18 protein-coding genes are annotated in these 16,247 nt (G+C 68.3%); 4 read left to right on the top strand and 14 right to left on the bottom strand.

Annotation, left to right across the window (positions count from 1 at the left end; translation table 11 throughout):
- Nucleotides 1–43: 43 nt before the first annotated feature.
- Nucleotides 44–412 (bottom strand): hypothetical protein, encoded by a 369-nt coding sequence (locus tag Sp245p_RS35405; RefSeq protein WP_186466502.1) that lies wholly within the window; start codon nucleotides 410–412, stop codon nucleotides 44–46.
- 166 nt (nucleotides 413–578) lie between these two features.
- Between Sp245p_RS35405 and Sp245p_RS15540 the strand changes: the two genes are divergently transcribed.
- On the top strand, nucleotides 579–1,394 hold the full coding sequence (locus Sp245p_RS15540; protein ID WP_014198753.1) for a phosphodiesterase: 816 nt from the start codon (nucleotides 579–581) through the stop codon (nucleotides 1,392–1,394).
- On the opposite strand, the gene Sp245p_RS15535 is transcribed toward Sp245p_RS15540, so the two are convergent.
- On the bottom strand, nucleotides 1,352–2,212 hold the full coding sequence (locus Sp245p_RS15535; RefSeq protein WP_014198752.1) for a glycosyltransferase family 2 protein: 861 nt from the start codon (nucleotides 2,210–2,212) through the stop codon (nucleotides 1,352–1,354). The genes Sp245p_RS15540 and Sp245p_RS15535 overlap by 43 nt on opposite strands.
- Nucleotides 2,213–2,473: 261 nt before the next feature.
- Between Sp245p_RS15535 and Sp245p_RS15530 the strand changes: the two genes are divergently transcribed.
- Nucleotides 2,474–3,100, top strand: a complete 627-nt coding sequence (locus tag Sp245p_RS15530) for an ATP-dependent Clp protease proteolytic subunit (protein ID WP_014198751.1) — start codon at nucleotides 2,474–2,476, stop codon at nucleotides 3,098–3,100.
- 97 nt (nucleotides 3,101–3,197) lie between these two features.
- Here Sp245p_RS15530 and Sp245p_RS15525 read toward each other — a convergent pair whose 3' ends face one another.
- Complete coding sequence (locus tag Sp245p_RS15525) at nucleotides 3,198–3,410, bottom strand: hypothetical protein (protein WP_040134149.1); 213 nt, start codon at nucleotides 3,408–3,410, stop codon at nucleotides 3,198–3,200.
- Between the two features lie 58 nt (nucleotides 3,411–3,468).
- Nucleotides 3,469–4,026 carry a hypothetical protein gene (locus Sp245p_RS15520; RefSeq protein WP_014198749.1) on the bottom strand — a complete coding sequence of 186 codons (558 nt, stop codon included), beginning with the start codon at nucleotides 4,024–4,026 and terminating at the stop codon, nucleotides 3,469–3,471.
- Nucleotides 4,027–4,248: 222 nt separating this feature from the next.
- Between Sp245p_RS15520 and Sp245p_RS15515 the strand changes: the two genes are divergently transcribed.
- Nucleotides 4,249–5,733, top strand: a complete 1,485-nt coding sequence (locus Sp245p_RS15515; protein ID WP_014198747.1) for a tetratricopeptide repeat protein — start codon at nucleotides 4,249–4,251, stop codon at nucleotides 5,731–5,733.
- A gap of 4 nt (nucleotides 5,734–5,737) precedes the next feature.
- On the opposite strand, the gene Sp245p_RS15510 is transcribed toward Sp245p_RS15515, so the two are convergent.
- From Sp245p_RS15510 to rpoZ, 10 genes are all read right to left on the bottom strand, one after another.
- Nucleotides 5,738–6,766: a TIGR01620 family protein gene (locus tag Sp245p_RS15510; RefSeq protein ID WP_109138668.1), complete on the bottom strand. Its 1,029-nt coding sequence runs from the start codon at nucleotides 6,764–6,766 to the stop codon at nucleotides 5,738–5,740.
- Nucleotides 6,763–8,178: a YcjX family GTP-binding protein gene (locus Sp245p_RS15505; protein ID WP_014198744.1), complete on the bottom strand. Its 1,416-nt coding sequence runs from the start codon at nucleotides 8,176–8,178 to the stop codon at nucleotides 6,763–6,765. The genes Sp245p_RS15510 and Sp245p_RS15505 overlap by 4 nt, the downstream gene beginning before the upstream one ends.
- Before the next feature lie 79 nt (nucleotides 8,179–8,257).
- Nucleotides 8,258–9,277, bottom strand: a complete 1,020-nt coding sequence (gene era, locus Sp245p_RS15500; RefSeq protein WP_014198743.1) for a GTPase Era — start codon at nucleotides 9,275–9,277, stop codon at nucleotides 8,258–8,260.
- Nucleotides 9,270–10,019 (bottom strand): ribonuclease III, encoded by a 750-nt coding sequence (gene rnc / locus Sp245p_RS15495; protein ID WP_014198742.1) that lies wholly within the window; start codon nucleotides 10,017–10,019, stop codon nucleotides 9,270–9,272. Before rnc ends, era begins: the two co-directional genes overlap by 8 nt.
- A 63-nt stretch (nucleotides 10,020–10,082) precedes the next feature.
- Nucleotides 10,083–10,853 carry a signal peptidase I gene (gene lepB, locus Sp245p_RS15490; protein WP_014198741.1) on the bottom strand — a complete coding sequence of 257 codons (771 nt, stop codon included), beginning with the start codon at nucleotides 10,851–10,853 and terminating at the stop codon, nucleotides 10,083–10,085.
- On the bottom strand, nucleotides 10,850–11,317 hold the full coding sequence (acpS, locus tag Sp245p_RS15485; RefSeq protein ID WP_014198739.1) for a holo-ACP synthase: 468 nt from the start codon (nucleotides 11,315–11,317) through the stop codon (nucleotides 10,850–10,852). The genes lepB and acpS overlap by 4 nt, the downstream gene beginning before the upstream one ends.
- The gene (locus Sp245p_RS15480; RefSeq protein WP_014198738.1) at nucleotides 11,314–12,066 is read right to left on the bottom strand and encodes a pyridoxine 5'-phosphate synthase; all 753 of its coding nucleotides are present in this window, start codon (nucleotides 12,064–12,066) and stop codon (nucleotides 11,314–11,316) included. The genes acpS and Sp245p_RS15480 overlap by 4 nt, the downstream gene beginning before the upstream one ends.
- Nucleotides 12,067–12,165: 99 nt before the next feature.
- On the bottom strand, nucleotides 12,166–12,588 hold the full coding sequence (locus Sp245p_RS15475) for an HIT family protein (RefSeq protein WP_014198737.1): 423 nt from the start codon (nucleotides 12,586–12,588) through the stop codon (nucleotides 12,166–12,168).
- 54 nt (nucleotides 12,589–12,642) lie between these two features.
- Entirely contained in the window at nucleotides 12,643–14,814 is a 2,172-nt protein-coding gene (locus Sp245p_RS15470; RefSeq protein ID WP_014198736.1) for a RelA/SpoT family protein, read from the bottom strand.
- 105 nt (nucleotides 14,815–14,919) lie between these two features.
- Nucleotides 14,920–15,366 (bottom strand): DNA-directed RNA polymerase subunit omega, encoded by a 447-nt coding sequence (gene rpoZ / locus Sp245p_RS15465; protein ID WP_035679203.1) that lies wholly within the window; start codon nucleotides 15,364–15,366, stop codon nucleotides 14,920–14,922.
- 297 nt (nucleotides 15,367–15,663) lie between these two features.
- Between rpoZ and Sp245p_RS15460 the strand changes: the two genes are divergently transcribed.
- Nucleotides 15,664–16,245 carry a LabA-like NYN domain-containing protein gene (locus Sp245p_RS15460; RefSeq protein WP_014198734.1) on the top strand — a complete coding sequence of 194 codons (582 nt, stop codon included), beginning with the start codon at nucleotides 15,664–15,666 and terminating at the stop codon, nucleotides 16,243–16,245.
- The last annotated feature ends 2 nt before the right edge of the window (nucleotides 16,246–16,247 follow it).

Here is a 16,247-nt window from a genome sequence, read left to right as displayed (position 1 = left end):
ATATCGTTCAGTTCAGTTCCGGAGTCGAGACGGTTGCAAGGGTTCAGGCACGCGACGGCGGCGGATCGGGTTGCACGACCCGGCCCTTCTCCATCTCCAACCGCGCGCCATCGGGGAGAATCACCGTTAAATCAGCGGGTTGACCGGGGCCGACCGCGGTGCAGCCACCGCGCGGACGAACCGGCCCGCCATCGAGACAGAGGCCGGGAGCGCAGCAGGGCGCCTCGCCCGCCGGTAGAACCGCACGAATCCGATCGCCTTCAATGCGAAGATCGGCCAGCAGGGCGCCATCCGTGCCGGGTGGCGGGGTCCCCTCGCCAAGGTCCGGGGATTCGATGCGGGCGCGCTTCAACCAGAACTTCCCGGACGCCAGCAACCGTGCGAGCAGGCAGGCGGAGGTGGACGCGCTCATTCCCCGATCCGATGCAGTGGCGGCGAGACGGTCGTTCGGCCGATGACTCAGCCTGTCATGGAAGCGTAAAGGAAGTTTTGCTCCGGTTGGACTCTTGAACACGTCCGGGAAATCGGCGATGTGACAATCCTTGGTCCTCCGACTCTCGTGTTCCAAGGGGTGCCCGATGCTGATCGCCCAGATGTCCGACCTGCATGTGACGGCCCCCGGCACCGCCCCGACCACCGCCTACGACACGAACGCCCGCCTCGCCGCCGCGGTGGCCCATTTGAACGCGCTGGTGCCGCGTCCGGACCTCGTCCTCATCACCGGCGACCTCGTCAACGGGCCGAAACCCGGCGAGTACGAGGCGCTGTCCGCCCTGCTGGAACCGCTCGCCATCCCATTCCGCGTGCTGCCGGGCAACCACGACGACCGCGCGGAACTGCGCCGGACTTTCGCCGGCACCGGCTGGATGCCCATGGATGGTCCCTTCCTTCACCACGCGGTGGAGGCGTTTCCGGTCCGCATCCTGATGCTCGATTCGGTTGTCCCCGGTTCGGCGGTGGGCGGACTGTGCGCCGATCGGCTGACCTGGCTGGCGGAGCGTCTGGCCGAGCAGCCGGAGCGGCCGACCATGCTGGCGCTGCACCACCCACCCTTCGACACCGGGCTGGCCTTCCTGGACACGCTGCGCTGCCTGGAGGGCGCAGAGGAGCTGGGACGGCTGGTGCGGAGCCGTCCCAACGTCCGGGCCGTTCTGTGCGGCCACACCCACCGCCAGACCGCGGTCGCCTGGAACGGGGCGCACGGCTACGTCGCCCCGTCGGTGGCCTATCAGATCGCCCTCGATCTGGCACCGGAACCACCCTACCGCTGGACGGAGGAGCCGTCCGCGCTCGCTCTTCATCAATTCCGACCGGATGGCACGGTGGTGACGCATCTGAGCGTGATCGGCGACTATCCCGGCAGGGAGTTTTCCCGCAAGGCCAGGAACTCCTGAAAATTGGCGCAGCGTCCGGCGGCCTGCGCGGCCATGTAGGCAGCGTTCAGGGCGCGCTTGGCGCCCAAAGCGGCGGCGAAGCGGTGGCGCAGCGCGGCGTCGGCGATCCGCAGCCCGTCGCCGTCAAGCCGATCGAGAACATGGCGGTAGCAGAGGTCCGCCCGCGTGCCGCTGTCGGCGGAGCAGGTGATCGACCCCTCCCGCTGCCGGTATTCGTACAGCGGCTCCAGCACCAGCGGCAGGCGGCCCAGCCGGTCGAGGACCTGGACGTTGAAGACCACGTCGTCGCAGAAATCGACCCCCTCCTCCCAACCGGGTACGATGTCGCGGCGGACCACGAAGAACATCGGGACGGAGGTTTCCAGGAAGGCAGCCGCGTCCAGCGTGGCGGTCCCGATCCCGGGCGGGAACAGGGTGGAGAGCGGCGCGCCGTCACCGTCGCGCACCACCGCCACATTGTCCGCCGCCGCACCCTGCGCCGCCGCCAGCGAGGCCAAGCGCTCGAGGCGTTCCGGCTCGAACCGGTCGTCGGCGTCCAGCGGGGCGATCAGCGGCAGGTGCGCGCAGCGCAGCCCGGCGTTGCGCGCCGCCGGGGCGCCGGACCCGACGCGGCCGGTTTCGGTGAAGGTCAGGCGCGAGTCGGCGATGCCGGCGGCCGCCAGAAGGGCGCGGTAGTCGGCGCCGTCGTCGCTGACCACCACCGCTTCCCAGTGGGGAAAGCTCTGCGCCAGCAGGCTGGACACGGCGCGGGCGATGGTGCCCTGCGCCCGGTAGGCCGGAATGATGACCGAGACGCCCCCGCCGCTGTCCCCTTCCATGCACCGCCCTCCGATTGTGCAAAGGGCAGTGTGCCTCTCCTTCCCGATGGTCGGCAAGCGGCGATCCGCACCGATGCGGCCAGCCTGAGCGCGACTATGACGGCGCCGGGGTGGGATTTGGCGTCGCGGCCCGTTGAACAAGGAACCGATACGGGCTATGTGGAGAAACGAGTGGCGTGGTTCGGTCCCCATCCGACATCCCAGGCCCCCGCAAGCCAAAGCCCCCCGGTAGACACGCCGACCTCAGGGAGTTCAAAAACGATGGCGCAAGACGGATACACCCGCTTCGACGACGAACCCGAGCAGGAGCCGGACGAGAAGTCGAAGGAAAGCGCCCCGCCGCCGTTCGCTGCCGTGCAGTCGAACCTGTTCAAGGCGCGCACGGTGCTGATCTTCGGGCAGATCGACATGAAGCTGGCGCAGGCCGTCTCGGCCCAGCTGCTGGCTCTGGCCCACGAGAGCAACGACGACATCACGGTCGTGGTGAACTCCCCCGGCGGCCACGTCGAAGCGGGCGACACCATTCACGACATGATCCGCTTCGTGAAGCCGCGCGTGAAGATGCTGGGCACCGGCTGGGTCGCCAGCGCCGGTTGCCACATCTTCCTGGCCGCGAAGAAGGAAGACCGCTTCTGCCTGCCGAACACCCGCTTCCTGATCCACCAGCCGCTGGGCGGCACCGGTGGCCGGGCGACGGACATCGCCATCGAGGCGAAGGAAATCATCCGCATGCGTGAGCGGCTGAACCGCATCATCGCGCGCGAGACCGGCCAGCCGGTGGAGAAGGTTTCCAAGGACACCGACCGGAACTACTGGATGATGGCGGACGAAGCCCGCGAGTACGGCATCGTCAGCCACGTCATCGACACCTTCGACGAGCTGAAGTAAGCGGTCCTCCGGAACGCACGAAGCCCCTCTCCAGCGAGAGGGGCTTTTTTTATGACCACGGCTTGGCTTGATCGCTCAAGCCTGTCAAATCAGCCGTTTACACGACGATGTTCAGATTCTGTCCGCGCGTGGCCGTGACGTTGCCGCCGGACGAGGATCCATCCGAACCGCCCTGAAGCAAGGTGGCGATCGCCTGATCCTGCTGTTGCGCGGTCTGGTTCAGCGTCTTCACGCCGAAGTCCATCTGTCCCTGCGCCTGCCGCAAGCCGACCGCGGCACCCAGGGTGGAGGAGGAAATGTCGAGAGCCATCGGAGGATGCCTTCAAAGGAAACAGGCGGCCGACGCCGTACGGTCGGCGCCGCGTCGGTCAGATGACCACATTGACGGAACCGGCCCCCACCGAGGGCGCGGCCACCGCATGGGTCGTCATCGGCGTCGAGGCTACCACCGGCGAGGTGTGCGCGGAAGTCCCCTGTGACGGGCCGGAACGCCCCCCGCCGGTCCCGGAGTGGCCCGAGGCCCAGCGGTGCACGGGGGAACCGTTGGCGGAGGTTCCGCTCTGGCCGGTGCTGTTCGGCTGGTCCTGCCCGTCCGAGCCGCCAACCAGAAGCTCAAGCGACGCCTTGCCGCTCTTCCGGTCCTTCTGCGCCTCACGGTACTGCCGCAGAGCCGCCTCGGTCGGTATCTGGTCGAGGGTTACCCCGTCTTCCGGACTGCGGAACAGCAGCACCAGCCGCGACGCGTCGGCATCGTAGCGGTAGGCGGTCTTCGTGTAGCGTCCGGAGAGGGGTTCGGACTGCCCGGTCACGGGGTCCTTTGCGGACGGAGTCCCGGTGTCGGCCCCGGTTTCAACAGCCTCGCTGTTGCGGGCCGTCATGAAGGCCAACGGCCTTGCAGCCGTTGCGGTGGCGGTGGCCACGTTCATGACATTACACCGATGTGTGGACAATCCAGATGATATATTGCAGCCGCACTCGTGCATTGTAAAGGGTTCGTTCACCTTTTTTCCGGCTATGCCAAAGGACGAAATCGTACAGGCTGTTTCCGGCACCAAAGCTTCGCATTCCAGGACCATCGAGGCCATCGCCCACCCTTCTCACAGCCATGACGCTTGCGGAGGGGCGCCGGGGTGCTTAAGCCTGTATGCATGGCTACGATCGCGGAAGCTCTGACGCTCGCCCTGGACCACCATCTGTCCGGCCGGCTGGCCGAGGCCCAGCAGCTCTACAACCGCATCCTGGATGTGGCCCCGGATCAGCCGGACGCCCTGCATTTCCTGGGCGTCCTGGCCGGTCAGGTGGGGGAGCAGGCGCTTGGCCTGCAACTCATCGCCCGCGCCATCGCCCAGAGGCCCGAAGCGGCGGACATGCTCGCCAACAGCGGCAACATCCGGCGCTCCTCGGGACAACCAGAGGCGGCGGTGGAGGATTACCGGCGGGCCGTCGCCCTCCAGCCCGATTTCGCGGAGGCCTGGACCGACATGGCGAACGCCCTGCGTAGCCTGGGCCGCTCCGCCGGGGCCATCACCGCCCTGGAGCGCGCCGTTGCCTCCGTCCCCACCCTGGCCATCGCGGTGGAACGCTTGGGCGCGCTGCGGCACGAGGAGGGTCGCCTGCTGGTCGAGCAGGGGCGCGGCACCGAGTCCCTCCGCCCGCTTGCCCGGGCCGCGGAATTGCTGCCGCTGGACGCCGACGTCGCCTTTCTCTACGGCAACGCGCTGTTCGCGATGGGACTGCGGGAGGACTCCACCTTCGCCTACCGCAACGCCCTGGCCATCACGCCGGATTTTCCGTCCGCCGCCTTCAATCTGGGGATTGCGCTGGGTGTCGTGCACCGGCTTGAGGACTCCGCCCGTGCGCTGGAACGGGCCGCGCGCCTGGATCCACGTCATCTCGACGCCATCGACCGGCTGGTGGTTGCCCTCGCTTTTCTCGGTCGGGAGGACGAGGCCGCCGCCTGGGGCGAACAGGCGCTGGATCTGAAGGACCGGACGGCCATCGACACGGCCCCCGCCCTGCCCCCGTTGCCCGCACGGCCACGCGGGGCCGAGGCGCGGCGGCACAACGTCATCGCCTTCAGCCTGTGGAGCGGCCAACCCGCCAGTGTCCACGACCCAGTGGAGATTTTGCGGCAGACCGTGGCGCTCTATCCGGGTTGGATCTGCCGGGTTCATCACGACGGTACCCTTGCCGACTTCCGGTTGGCCGAGCTGGCCGCGGCGGGCGCGGACCTCGTGGCGGTGGCCGCCGACGCACCGACCGGCGGTCCCTATTGGCGACTGACCGCCGCCGACGATCCCACCGTGGCGCGCTTCCTCTGCCGCGATTGGGACGCGCTGCCGTCCGCCGACGGAAAGGCCGCCGTGGATGACTGGATCGCCTCCGGCCAGCCCTTCCACGTCCTGCGCGACGGGGTTCTGCACACGGAGGTGATGACGGGCGGTCACTGGGGCGGCGTTGCCGGACTGCTGCCCGACCTGCTTCCGCTGGCCGAGCGCCACGCCGCCGCCGAGGCCGATCGGCTGCAGGATCACCGTTTCCTGCGCCGCATCGTCTGGCCGATGATCCGCGACCGCGCCCTGATCCACGACCGCACCCACCCCCGGCACGGCCTGCCTATTCCGAAGGCCTGACCGGCTACAGCACCTGCTTCGGCAGCGACAGCAGCTCCTTGCGGATCTGGCCCATGCTGGGGCGGTTGTCCGGCCCGAAGGCGATGGGGCGGCACAGATGCATGGCGGTCAGCCCGACCCGCGCGGTCAGCAGCCCATTGATCACCCCCTGCCCCATGCGGGTGGAGATGGCCGCGGCGATGGAGCCGCCCAGTGCCTCGACGGCGACGTGGTGGGCGCTTTCCGCCACCCCGGCGACGGCGAGGTTGCCGAGCATCCGCCGCAGCAGCCGCATCGACCCGACATAGCCGGGCCGCGCGCCGTAGAGCGCCGCGATCTCCCGCACCAGCTTCAGGTTGCGCCACAGCACCACCGCAAGGTCGACGACCGCCGCCGGGCTGAGCGCCGTCGCCACCGCCGTGTCGCGGGACGCCCGCAGGACGGTCTGGTAGGCGCGGCGGTCCAGCGGCCCCATCACCTCGCGGTCGAGCAGGCGCAGGATCTCCGCGTCGTCGTGGGCGTCCGTCACATGGTCGCGCACCCGCTCCAGCGAGGACGCCAGATCGGCACGACCGTCATAGAGGCGGGTCAGCGACCCGGCAAAGCGCTCGGCGTGGCCCGGCTCCCCGGCCTTCGTCACGATCTCGGTGGACAAGCGTCCGGCCTCGCCGCGCAACTCCTCGATCCTGCGCAGGCGGCGCAGCGCGCGCAGTTCGCGCAGCAGCATCGCCAGCGCTGCCCCGCCGGCCACCGTCACGGCGGCGGCCACAAGGACGCCCAGCGCGGCGCTGGTGGCGAAGGCGCGGTTGAACAGGTCCCAGGTGTCGAAGCCCAGCGCGATCAGCACCAGCGCGGCGACCGAGCCGGCCAGCCAGCGGCCGAGCCGGCTGCGCGGCCGGTCCTCCGCCAGCAGCGCGGGCAGGCGCTCCGCCGCCGAACCAGCCAGGGGACCGGCGATGATCGCCTCCTCCTCCGCCGGGGGGACGGCGGCGGCGCGGGTAGGGTCCAGCTCCATCGGCGGGACCCAGTGGCGGTCGCGGGTGCGCTCGCTCATTCCAGATAATCCCCCAGCAGGAACTGCATGGCTTGATCCAGCCGGATGTGCGGCAGGCCGCGCGCCTCGCGGGCAAGGTCGGCGGGCGGCTGGAAGGCCATGAAATTGTAGGGCCGCTCCTGCCCCGGCGGAAAGTCGGCGTCCTCGGGGATCTCGCCGGGGAACAGCACGGTCGGGCGGTCGCGGCCGAGCGGCACGCCGCGCACACAGCGCAACTGCCGTCCCTCATGCTCGGTCACCACCGTCTCGGTGGATTTCAGCGCGGCGATGGCCATGGTCTCCACCTGCGCCCCTTCGAAACGGATGCCGGCGCGGGCGTCGGACACCAGCCGGTCCAGCAGATGGCGCAGGCTGTTGTGCTGGTGCGAGGCGACATGGTCGGCCTTGGTGGCGGCGAACAGCACGCGGTCGATCTTCCGGCCCAGCAGCCAGTCCAGCCAACTGCTGGACCCGTGACGGAAGGGCTCCAGGCTCAGTTCGAGGGCGCGCTTCATGTCCGCCATGCCCGCCGGGCCGGAGTTCAGCGCGCCCAGCACATCGATCAGGACGATCTGCCGGTCGAGCCGGGCGAAATGCTCGGCGAAGAAGCGGCGGACGACCTTGGACTTGTACGCCTCGTAGCGATCCTCCATCAGTGCCCACAGGCTCCCGCGGGTGCGCGGGCGGTCACCCGGCAACGGGCAGAAGGTCAGCAGCGGCGCGTTGGCCATGTCGCCCGGCTCGACGAACCGCCCCGGCTGGATCAGGCTGAGCAGATTGTCGGAACGGCGGCAGGCGTGCAGGTAGTCGGTGAACAACGCCGCGCCGCGCCGCGCCTGCTCCTCCTCCGCCGGGGCCGCCGTGTCGATGGTGGCGAGCCAGCCGCGCCAGGACACCGACAGCTCGTCGCGCGGCGCCCGCCCGGCCAGTTCCAAAGTCAGCGCGCTCCATTCCGCGAAGGACTGGTGGAGCAGCGGCAGGTCGAGCAGCCATTCGCCGGGATAGTCGACGATGTCGAGATTCAGCGTGGCGACCGGCTGCACCGTGCGCTTCAGCACCGCGTTCGGGCGGTAGCGCATGGACAGGCGGAGCTGGCTAATCCCGCGCGTCTCGGTCGGCCAATGGGGCGCCGGGCCGGCCAGTTCGGCCAGCCGCTGCTCCACCTCGAAGCGGGGGACCTGGGCGTCGGGCTGCGGGCGCAGGCGCGAGGCCTGGAAGCGGCCGGAGGACACCACGTCGAGGAAGGGAAGCCGCCCGGCCTTCAGCAGGTTGTCGACCAGCGAGGTGACGAACACGGTCTTGCCGGCCCGCCGCAGCCCGGTGACGCCGAGACGGACGTCCTGCTCCAGGATGCCGCCGGAAACCAGATCGCCGGCCCGGCCCAACAGGCGCGAGCCGGCGTCGTACAGGTCGTTGAAAATGGGCACGCGCACGGTCAGCCGGTCCGTGTAGGGGACGATCGCCCCTCTATATGGGGGACCCTCCGCCCACGCCTATACCCTGACCGGTGCTTTAGGACGCGCCGAAGTCGAGGTTCCACGCCTCGTAGCGCTCCGGATCGTTCTCCCAGTCCTCGCGCACCTTGACGAACAGCATCAGGTGGACGCGCTGCTCCAGCATCTCCTCCAGCTCGGTGCGGGCGGCCTGCCCCAGCGCCTTGATGCGGGTGCCTTGCTTGCCGAGCACGATGGCCTTCTGGCTGTCGCGCTGGACATAGACGACCTGGGAGATCTTGACCGACCCGTTCTCGAACTCCTCCCACTGCTCGGTCTCGACCGTCGCCGAATAGGGGAGTTCCTGGTGAAGCTGCTGGAACAGCTTCTCGCGGGTGATCTCCGCCGCCAGCAGGCGCATCGGCATGTCGGAGATCTGGTCCTCCGGATAGTGCCAGGGGCCTTCTGGCATGCGGGCGGCCAAGAAGCCGCGCAGATGCTCCACCCCGTCGCCGGTCGAGGCGGACAGCATGAAGATGTCGGTGAAGATGCCTTCCTGGTTGAAGCTGTCGGCGAGGCCCAGCAGCTTCTCCCGCGGCACGAGGTCGATCTTGTTGAGGATCAGGATCGCCTTGCGCCCCTGCTCCTTCAGCCGTGCGATGATGCCCAGCGTGTCCTGGTCGATGCCGCGGCGCGACACGTCGAACAGCAGGCCGACCAGATCGGCGTCCTCCGCCCCCTGCCAGGCCGCCGCCACCATGGCGCGGTCCAGACGGCGCTTCGGCTTGAAGATGCCGGGCGTGTCCACGAAGATGATCTGGCTGTCGCCGGCGATGGTGATGCCGAGCACGCGCGTGCGGGTCGTCTGCACCTTGGAGCTGACGATCGACACCTTGGAGCCGACCATCGCGTTCAGCAGGGTCGACTTGCCGGCGTTCGGCGCGCCGACCAGGGCGACGAATCCGCAGCGCGGGTTTTCGGGCACATAGGCAGCCTCTTCGGCGCCTTCTTCGGCACCAGTGTCGGCACCCTCGTCCACGCTCTCGCTCACGCCCTCGTCCTTATCGTCGTCTTCAAACTTGTCGCGGCCGTCAGTCATCGACCTGCACTCCCAATTGGCGCAGCAAGGCGCTGGCCGCTTTCCGTTCGGCGACCCGCTTGGACGGGCCGGTGGCCGTCACCGGCTCCATGCCCTTCAACCGGACCGCGATGCGGAACACCGGCTCGTGCGCCGGGCCGCTCTGCTCGATCAGTTCATAGGTGGGAAGGGGCCGCTTGTTGCCCTGCGCCCATTCCTGCAACGCCGTCTTGGAATCCAGCGGCGGCGGCTCCGCGCGGTCGATCTGCCCGGCCCAGGCTCCGCGGATGAAGTCCCGCGCCTTGTCCATGCCACCGTCCAGATACAGCGCCCCGATCACCGCCTCGCAGGCGTCGGCCAGGATGGTGTTGTTGCTGCGCCCTCCGCCCTGCGCCTCCGACGGAGACAGGCGCAGGTAACGCCCCAGTTGCAGCGCGCCGGCGACACGGCTCAGCGCCTCCCGCCGGACCAGCGAGACGTGCCGCTTGGCGAGCGCGCCCTCGCGTTCGTTGGGGAAGCGCTCCAGCAGCCATTCCGCGATGACGAGGCCGAGCACCCGGTCGCCCAGGAACTCCAGCCGCTCGTAGGCGAGGCCGGGCCCCTGCTCGGGCCGCCCGCCGCGGTCGTTGCGCTCCAGCCCCATCAGGCTGGGATGGGTGACCGCGTCGGCCAGCCGTTGCGGGTCGGCAAAGCGATGGCCGATGGCCGCGGCCAGTTCCGCAAGGTCGGCGGAATCGGCGCTCACGTCCGCGTCGGACGCCATGGGGGTCCCCCGTTCTTCAGGGCTCACAATAATCGGTCTCCGCGCCCCGGTGCTGTGCGGGGCTCACTTCACGGCGTTGAACAGGCGGCTGAACCGCAGGTCCGCCGGCCAGCGCCACACCTCGAAGAAGCGCGTCCCGTCCTCCAGAGAGAAGAACAGAAATTCGGCGCGCCCGACCAGATTCTCCATCGGGACATACCCCACCTGCGACGGAACGCGGCTGTCCAGCGAGTTGTCGCGGTTGTCGCCCATCATGAACAGATGGTTCGCCGGCACCTTGAAGGCCGGGGTGTTGTCGAGCGGACCGTTGTCCGACTCTTCGATGATGCGGTGGCTGCGCCCGCCCGGCAGGGTCTCCACATACTGGGCGATGCGGACCTCGCGGCCCAGCGCGTCGCGCGACACATAGTCCTCGATCCGCTCGCGCTTCACCGGCTGGCCGTTGATGTGCAGGACGCCACCGGTCACCTGGACGGTGTCGCCCGGCAGGCCGATGACGCGCTTGATGTAGTCGGTCTTGTTGTCGCGCGGCAGCTTGAACACGGCGACGTCGCCGCGCTCCGGCGCGTGGCCCAGGATGCGGCCCTCGAACAGCGGCAGACCGAAGCCGACCGTGTACTTGCTGTATCCGTAGGAGAACTTGGACACGAACAGGTAGTCGCCGATCAGCAGCGTCGGGATCATCGACCCGGACGGGATATTGAAGGGCTCGAAGGCGAAGGTCCGCACGCCGAAGGCGATGATGACCGCATAGAAGACCGTCTTCACCGTCTCGGCAAAGCCGCCTGTCTCTTTGGATTTGCCGGTCAAGGCGGTCTCTCTGTTCATGGTCATGCGGAGGGTGCCGTGGAGGTGGTGATGGAGGTGTCGGCGGAAGCGTCGGCCGGTTCGGCGCTGATGATGACGAAGGCCTCGGCCATCGGGTACTCGTCGGTCAGCGTCACGTGGATGCGCGCTTGCATGCCCGGCGGGGTGATCGCCTGCAGCCGCTCCAGCGCTCCGCCGGTCAGGCGCATGGTCGGCTGGCCGGAGGGCAGATTCACCACCCCCATGTCGCGCCAGAACACGCCGTCGCGGAAACCGGTGCCCAGCGCCTTGGAACAGGCCTCCTTGGCGGCGAAGCGCTTGGCGTAGGTCGCGGCCCGCGCGCTGTGTTTGCCGGCGGCCCCGGCGCGGCGCTCCGACTTGGCGCGCTCCACGTCGGTGAAGATGCGGGCGATGAAGCGGTCCCCGAAACGGTCCAGCGACTGCTCGATCCGGCGGATGTCGATCAGGTCGTTCCCGATGCCGAGGATCATGAGACGCCTCCTGCCGCCGCTCGGGCGTCCTTCATGACGGCGCGCATGCGCTGGAGCGTGTTGCCCAGCCCGACGAAGATCGCCTCGCCGATCAGGAAATGGCCGATGTTCAGCTCCACGATGGTCGGGATGGCGGCGACCGCCCCCACCGTCTCGTAGCTCAGCCCATGGCCGGCGTGGCACTCCAGCCCGATGGCCTCGGCGTGGGCGGCCGCCCGGACGATGCGCTCAAGCTCCGCCGCGCGTTCCGCCCCGGCGGGCGCGTCGCAATAGGCGCCGGTGTGCAGTTCCACCACGGGCGCGCCCAACGCCTTCGCCGCATCGAGCTGCGCCGGCTCCGGGTCGATGAACAGCGAGACGCGGATGCCCGCGGCGCCGAGGTCACCGACGGTGCGCTTGAGATTGTCCATCTGCCCGGCGACGTCCAGCCCGCCTTCGGTGGTGACCTCGGTGCGCTTCTCCGGGACGAGGCAGCAGGCGTGCGGCTTGTGGCGCAGCGCGATGCCGAGCATCTCGTCCGTGGCCGCCATCTCCAGATTCAGCGGCAACCGGATCTCCGCCATCAGCCGCTCAATGTCGGAATCGATGATGTGGCGGCGGTCTTCGCGCAGATGGGCCGTGATGCCGTCGGCCCCGGCCTCGGCGGCGAGCTTCGCCGCGCGCACGGGATCGGGGTGACGCCCGCCCCGCGCGTTGCGGACGGTCGCCACATGGTCGATGTTCACGCCGAGGCGCAGAGGGCGGGGCATAGGCTCGAAACTCCGGTGTCGCGCCGGTCCCGCATCCTGCATCCGGCGGGCACCGGGTCTCCCTGCTATATAGCGGTGGCGTGGCGTCGCGTCACGCCGTCATTCAACGACGTGATGCGCGGCGATCCGCGCGGCGAGCGCCTTCAGCTCCTCGATGGGCGGGTCGTGGCGCGGCCAGACCAGATCGGCGCCGTCGTTCTCATAGCGCGGCACCACATGCACGTGGATGTGCGGCACCGTCTGCCAGCCCGCCGGCTTGTTGGTCTGGAGAAGCGTGATCCCCTCCGGCGAAAAGGCGGCCTGGACGGCGCGGGCGACCTTGTGGACGGTGCGGAACAGGGCTGCCGCCTCGTTCTCCGTCACGTCCAGGATGGTCGGGGCCGGGCGCTTCAGCGCCACCAGCACATGGCCGGGGTTGACCTGCCCGGCGTCCATGAAGGCGAAGGTCTCCGCATCCTCGTACACCACGGCGCAGGGCAGTTCCCCGGCGATCAGGCGGCTGAAGATGGTCGGGCTGGACATGCTTCCCTCGCTTCCGATGGGCGCTCTGGGCGGGCGCGACCGCGCGGGCAACCCTCACCGCCCGCGGGCGCGCTCCACCGCGTTGATGGCGGGGGTGGCGCGCAGGGCCGCCATGATGTTGGTCAGATGCTTGGCGTCCTTCACGTCGATGTCGATCAGCAGCTCGAAGAAGTCGGTGTTGCGGCTGGTGATCTTCAGGTTCGTGATGTTGCCGCCGTTCTTGCCGATGACCGTGGACAGCGTGCCGAGCGAGCCCGGCTCGTTGTTGACCACCAGCGAGATGCGCCCGACATGCTCCTCGGGGCTGTCCGGCCCGATGTCCCAGGCGACGTCGATCCACCGCTCCGGCGATTCGTGGAAGCTCTCCAGCGTCTCGCAGTCGATGGTGTGGATGGTCACGCCCTTGCCGGTGGTCACGATGCCGACGATGCGGTCGCCCGGCAGCGGGTGGCAGCAGCGGGCGTAATGGACGGCCATGCCGGGGATCAGGCCGCGGATCGGCAGCGGCGCGTTGTGGCCCTTCACCTTCGGCTTGGGCTTCGGAACCGTGATGGCGTTCTTGTCGTCGCCTTCCTTGGGCGTCGCCACATGCGGCTTGTGGCCGGGGAAGACGGCGTGGAAGACCTCGCGGCCCGAATGCAGGCCCGACCCGACGCTGGCCAGCAGGTCGTCGGCGCTCGGCTGCTGGAAGATCTTGACGACTCCGTCCAGCGCCTTTTCCGAGAACTCGTAGCCTTCCGACTTGAACTGGCGCTGCAGGATGGCGCGGCCCAGCTCGATGTACTGGGTGCGCTGCTGGGTGCGCAGGAACTTGCGGATGCGCGCCCGCGCCTTGCCGGTGACGACGAAGCGTTCCCAGCCCGGAACCGGGGTCTGGGCCTTGGACGTGATGATGTCGACCTGATCGCCGTTCTGCAGCTGCGTGCGCAGCGGCAGCATCCGCCCGTTGATCTTGGCGCCGACGCAGTGGTCGCCGACCTCCGAATGGACGGCGTAGGCGAAGTCCACCGGGGTGGCGCCGCGCGGCAGCGCGATCAGGTCGCCCTTCGGCGTGAAGCAGAAGACCTGGTCCTGGAACAGCTCCAGCTTGGTGTGCTCCAGGAACTCCTCGGGCTTCTGCGCGTGCTCCAGGATGTCCAGAAGCTCGCGCAGCCAGCGGTACTCGCGCCCCTGCTGGGTGCGCGGCTCGCCCTGCTTGTAGGCCCAGTGGGCGGCGACGCCGAGTTCGCAGATCTCGTGCATGTCGCTGGTGCGGATCTGCACCTCGATGCGGTTGCGCTCCGGACCGATCACCCCGGTGTGGAGCGAGCGGTAGCCGTTGGGCTTGGGCGTCGAGATGTAGTCCTTGAAGCGCCCCGGAACGACCGGGTAATGGGCGTGGATGACGCCCAGCGCCTGATAGCATTCCGGCACCGTGTCCACCATGATCCGGAAAGCCATTATGTCCGACAGCTGCTCGAAGCTGACGTTCTTGCGCTGCAGCTTGCGCCAGATCGAATAGGCGGTCTTCTCGCGCCCGGTGACCCCGGCGTTGGGCAGACCTTCCTCCGCCAGCGTGCCGCGGAGTTCCTGGATGATCCGCTGGACGCGGTTCTCACCCTCGGTGCGCAGGCGGGAGAGCTGGGCGAGGATGCTGTCGCGGGCGTCCGGATTCAGCTCCGCGAAGGAGAGATCCTCCAGCTCGTCCTTGACCTGATGCATGCCGATGCGCTCGGCGAGCGGCGCGTAGATCTCGATCGTTTCGCGGGCGATGCGCTTGCGCTTGTCCGGGTTCTTCAGATGGAACAGCGTGCGCATGTTGTGCAAGCGGTCGGCCAGTTTGACCAGGAGGACACGGATGTCCTCCGACATGGCCAGCACCAGCTTGCGAAAATTCTCGGCCTGCTTGGCCTGCTCGCTGTGCAGTTCCAGGCGCGACAGCTTGGTCACGCCGTCGACGAGACGGGCGATCTCCTTGCCGAAATGTTTCTCGATGTCCTCCAGCGTGGCGACCGTGTCTTCGACCGTGTCGTGCAGCAGCGCCGTCGCGATGGTCCCGGCGTCCAGCTTGAGCTGTGTGAGGATGCCGGCGACCTCCAGCGGGTGGAGGAAGTAGGGATCGCCCGAGGCGCGGGTCTGCGAGCCGTGCGCCTTCATGGAGAAGACGTAGGCGCGGTTGAGCAACTCCTCGTCAGCCGAGGGGTCGTACGCCTTGACGCGTTCGACAAGCTCATATTGCCGGATCATGCCACCCGACCCGGCGCAGCGTGCGCCATGAAGTTTCGCAAATGTTCGGTTGGTCGACGGAGAGGGGGCCCATCGGCCCCCACAGCCGGTCGCAGTCGGTCAGCGTCAGAGATCCCCGTCCGCATCGCGGCCGACGACGTCGTCCTCGGTCTCGCCGAAGGCCGCCGCCGGGTCGCTCTCCATGTCGGACAGCAGGTCGTCGCCTTCGCCGACCTCCTCCGCCTCGCTCATCCCGTCCTCGTCCTCCAGCGACGTGTCGCCGCGGGCGGCCCAGTCGTGCTCGCCGGCCATCAGCTCGACGATCTCCTCCTCGGGCTCGTCCGGCTCGACATGCTTCTGGTGGCCCTTGATCAGGGCGTTCTTCAGATGCTCCAGCATCACCGTCTCATCGGCGATCTCGCGCAGGGCAACGACCGGGTTCTTGTCGTTGTCGCGATCGATCGACAGCGGAGCGCCGGACGCGATCTCACGCGCACGCTGGGCCGCCATCATGACCAGTTCAAACCGGTTCGGAACTTTGAGGACGCAATCTTCGACGGTAACGCGAGCCATACCAAACCAACTCCGGGATCTGCGAAGGCAACCGAATATATTGATGCGTTCGCGCCTGCGCAAGCGCTTCGAGCCTTGTCGGGTGCGCCCGCCGTACCCCGCCCGCGGCGTGACCATGCCCGCGCTCCCCCTTGCTCGCGCGTAGACGACCTCCTACTTTACTTATCTGGTGAATCGCAATTTCGCGTATGCCTGACATATAATTCAATCCATCGTGGAAGGATTACGGAATTGGATCGGAATACGACTTTGCCGAAAGATGTTACGAAGCTCTTTTATAAGGAAGAGCGTCTGGCGATGTTCATCGACGGCGCCAATTTGTATGCGGCTGCCCGGTCCCTGGGCTTCGATATCGACTATAAGCGTCTTCGCGACGGCTTCGCCTCCGAGGGGCGGCTGGTGCGCGCCTTCTACTACACCGCGCTGGTGGAGGATCAGGAGTATTCGCCGATCCGGCCGCTGGTCGACTGGCTGGACTACAACGGCTACACCATGGTGACCAAGCCGACCAAGGAGTTCACTGACGCCTCGGGCCGGCGGAAGATCAAGGGCAACATGGACATAGAGCTGGCCATCGACGTGATGGAGATGGCCGAGCGCGTCGACCACATCCTGCTGTTCTCAGGCGACGGCGATTTCCGTCGGCTGGTCGAGGCGGTGCAGCGCAAGGGTGTGCGGGTCAGCGTCATCAGCACGGTGCGCTCCCAGCCGCCGATGGTCGCAGACGAGCTGCGCCGTCAGGCCGATAACTTCATCGAGCTTCAGGACCTCGCCCCGAGCATCGCCCGCGTCCATCATCACCGCGAGTCGATGGGGAATCCGGGTGCTCCGGGCGTGCCGGACATGCCCGGCCAGGGCGGCCCCTACGCCAACTTCTGAGC

It is taken from the genome of Azospirillum baldaniorum (assembly GCF_003119195.2).
Taxonomy (GTDB): Bacteria; Pseudomonadota; Alphaproteobacteria; order Azospirillales; family Azospirillaceae; genus Azospirillum; species Azospirillum baldaniorum.
The sequence above is the reverse complement of the archived record's forward strand: the minus strand, read 5'-3'. Positions and strand labels throughout refer to the sequence as shown.

Excerpts from the sequence above, each read along its gene's own strand:
- rpoZ (WP_035679203.1), bottom strand. The coding sequence starts at position 15,366 with ATGGCTCGCGTTACCGTCGAAGATTGCGTCCTCAAAGTTCCGAACCGG.
- rnc (WP_014198742.1), bottom strand. The coding sequence starts at position 10,019 with ATGGCGTCCGACGCGGACGTGAGCGCCGATTCCGCCGACCTTGCGGAA.
- Sp245p_RS15460 (WP_014198734.1), top strand. The coding sequence starts at position 15,664 with ATGTTCATCGACGGCGCCAATTTGTATGCGGCTGCCCGGTCCCTGGGC.
- Sp245p_RS15510 (WP_109138668.1), bottom strand. The coding sequence starts at position 6,766 with ATGAGCGAGCGCACCCGCGACCGCCACTGGGTCCCGCCGATGGAGCTG.
- Sp245p_RS15535 (WP_014198752.1), bottom strand. The coding sequence starts at position 2,212 with ATGGAAGGGGACAGCGGCGGGGGCGTCTCGGTCATCATTCCGGCCTAC.
- Sp245p_RS15540 (WP_014198753.1), top strand. The coding sequence starts at position 579 with ATGCTGATCGCCCAGATGTCCGACCTGCATGTGACGGCCCCCGGCACC.
- Sp245p_RS15530 (WP_014198751.1), top strand. The coding sequence starts at position 2,474 with ATGGCGCAAGACGGATACACCCGCTTCGACGACGAACCCGAGCAGGAG.
- lepB (WP_014198741.1), bottom strand. The coding sequence starts at position 10,853 with ATGACCATGAACAGAGAGACCGCCTTGACCGGCAAATCCAAAGAGACA.
- acpS (WP_014198739.1), bottom strand. The coding sequence starts at position 11,317 with ATGATCCTCGGCATCGGGAACGACCTGATCGACATCCGCCGGATCGAG.
- Sp245p_RS15520 (WP_014198749.1), bottom strand. The coding sequence starts at position 4,026 with ATGAACGTGGCCACCGCCACCGCAACGGCTGCAAGGCCGTTGGCCTTC.
- Sp245p_RS15480 (WP_014198738.1), bottom strand. The coding sequence starts at position 12,066 with ATGCCCCGCCCTCTGCGCCTCGGCGTGAACATCGACCATGTGGCGACC.
- Sp245p_RS15515 (WP_014198747.1), top strand. The coding sequence starts at position 4,249 with ATGGCTACGATCGCGGAAGCTCTGACGCTCGCCCTGGACCACCATCTG.
- Sp245p_RS15525 (WP_040134149.1), bottom strand. The coding sequence starts at position 3,410 with ATGGCTCTCGACATTTCCTCCTCCACCCTGGGTGCCGCGGTCGGCTTG.
- Sp245p_RS15470 (WP_014198736.1), bottom strand. The coding sequence starts at position 14,814 with ATGATCCGGCAATATGAGCTTGTCGAACGCGTCAAGGCGTACGACCCC.
- Sp245p_RS35405 (WP_186466502.1), bottom strand. The coding sequence starts at position 412 with ATGAGCGCGTCCACCTCCGCCTGCCTGCTCGCACGGTTGCTGGCGTCC.
- era (WP_014198743.1), bottom strand. The coding sequence starts at position 9,277 with ATGACTGACGGCCGCGACAAGTTTGAAGACGACGATAAGGACGAGGGC.
- Sp245p_RS15475 (WP_014198737.1), bottom strand. The coding sequence starts at position 12,588 with ATGTCCAGCCCGACCATCTTCAGCCGCCTGATCGCCGGGGAACTGCCC.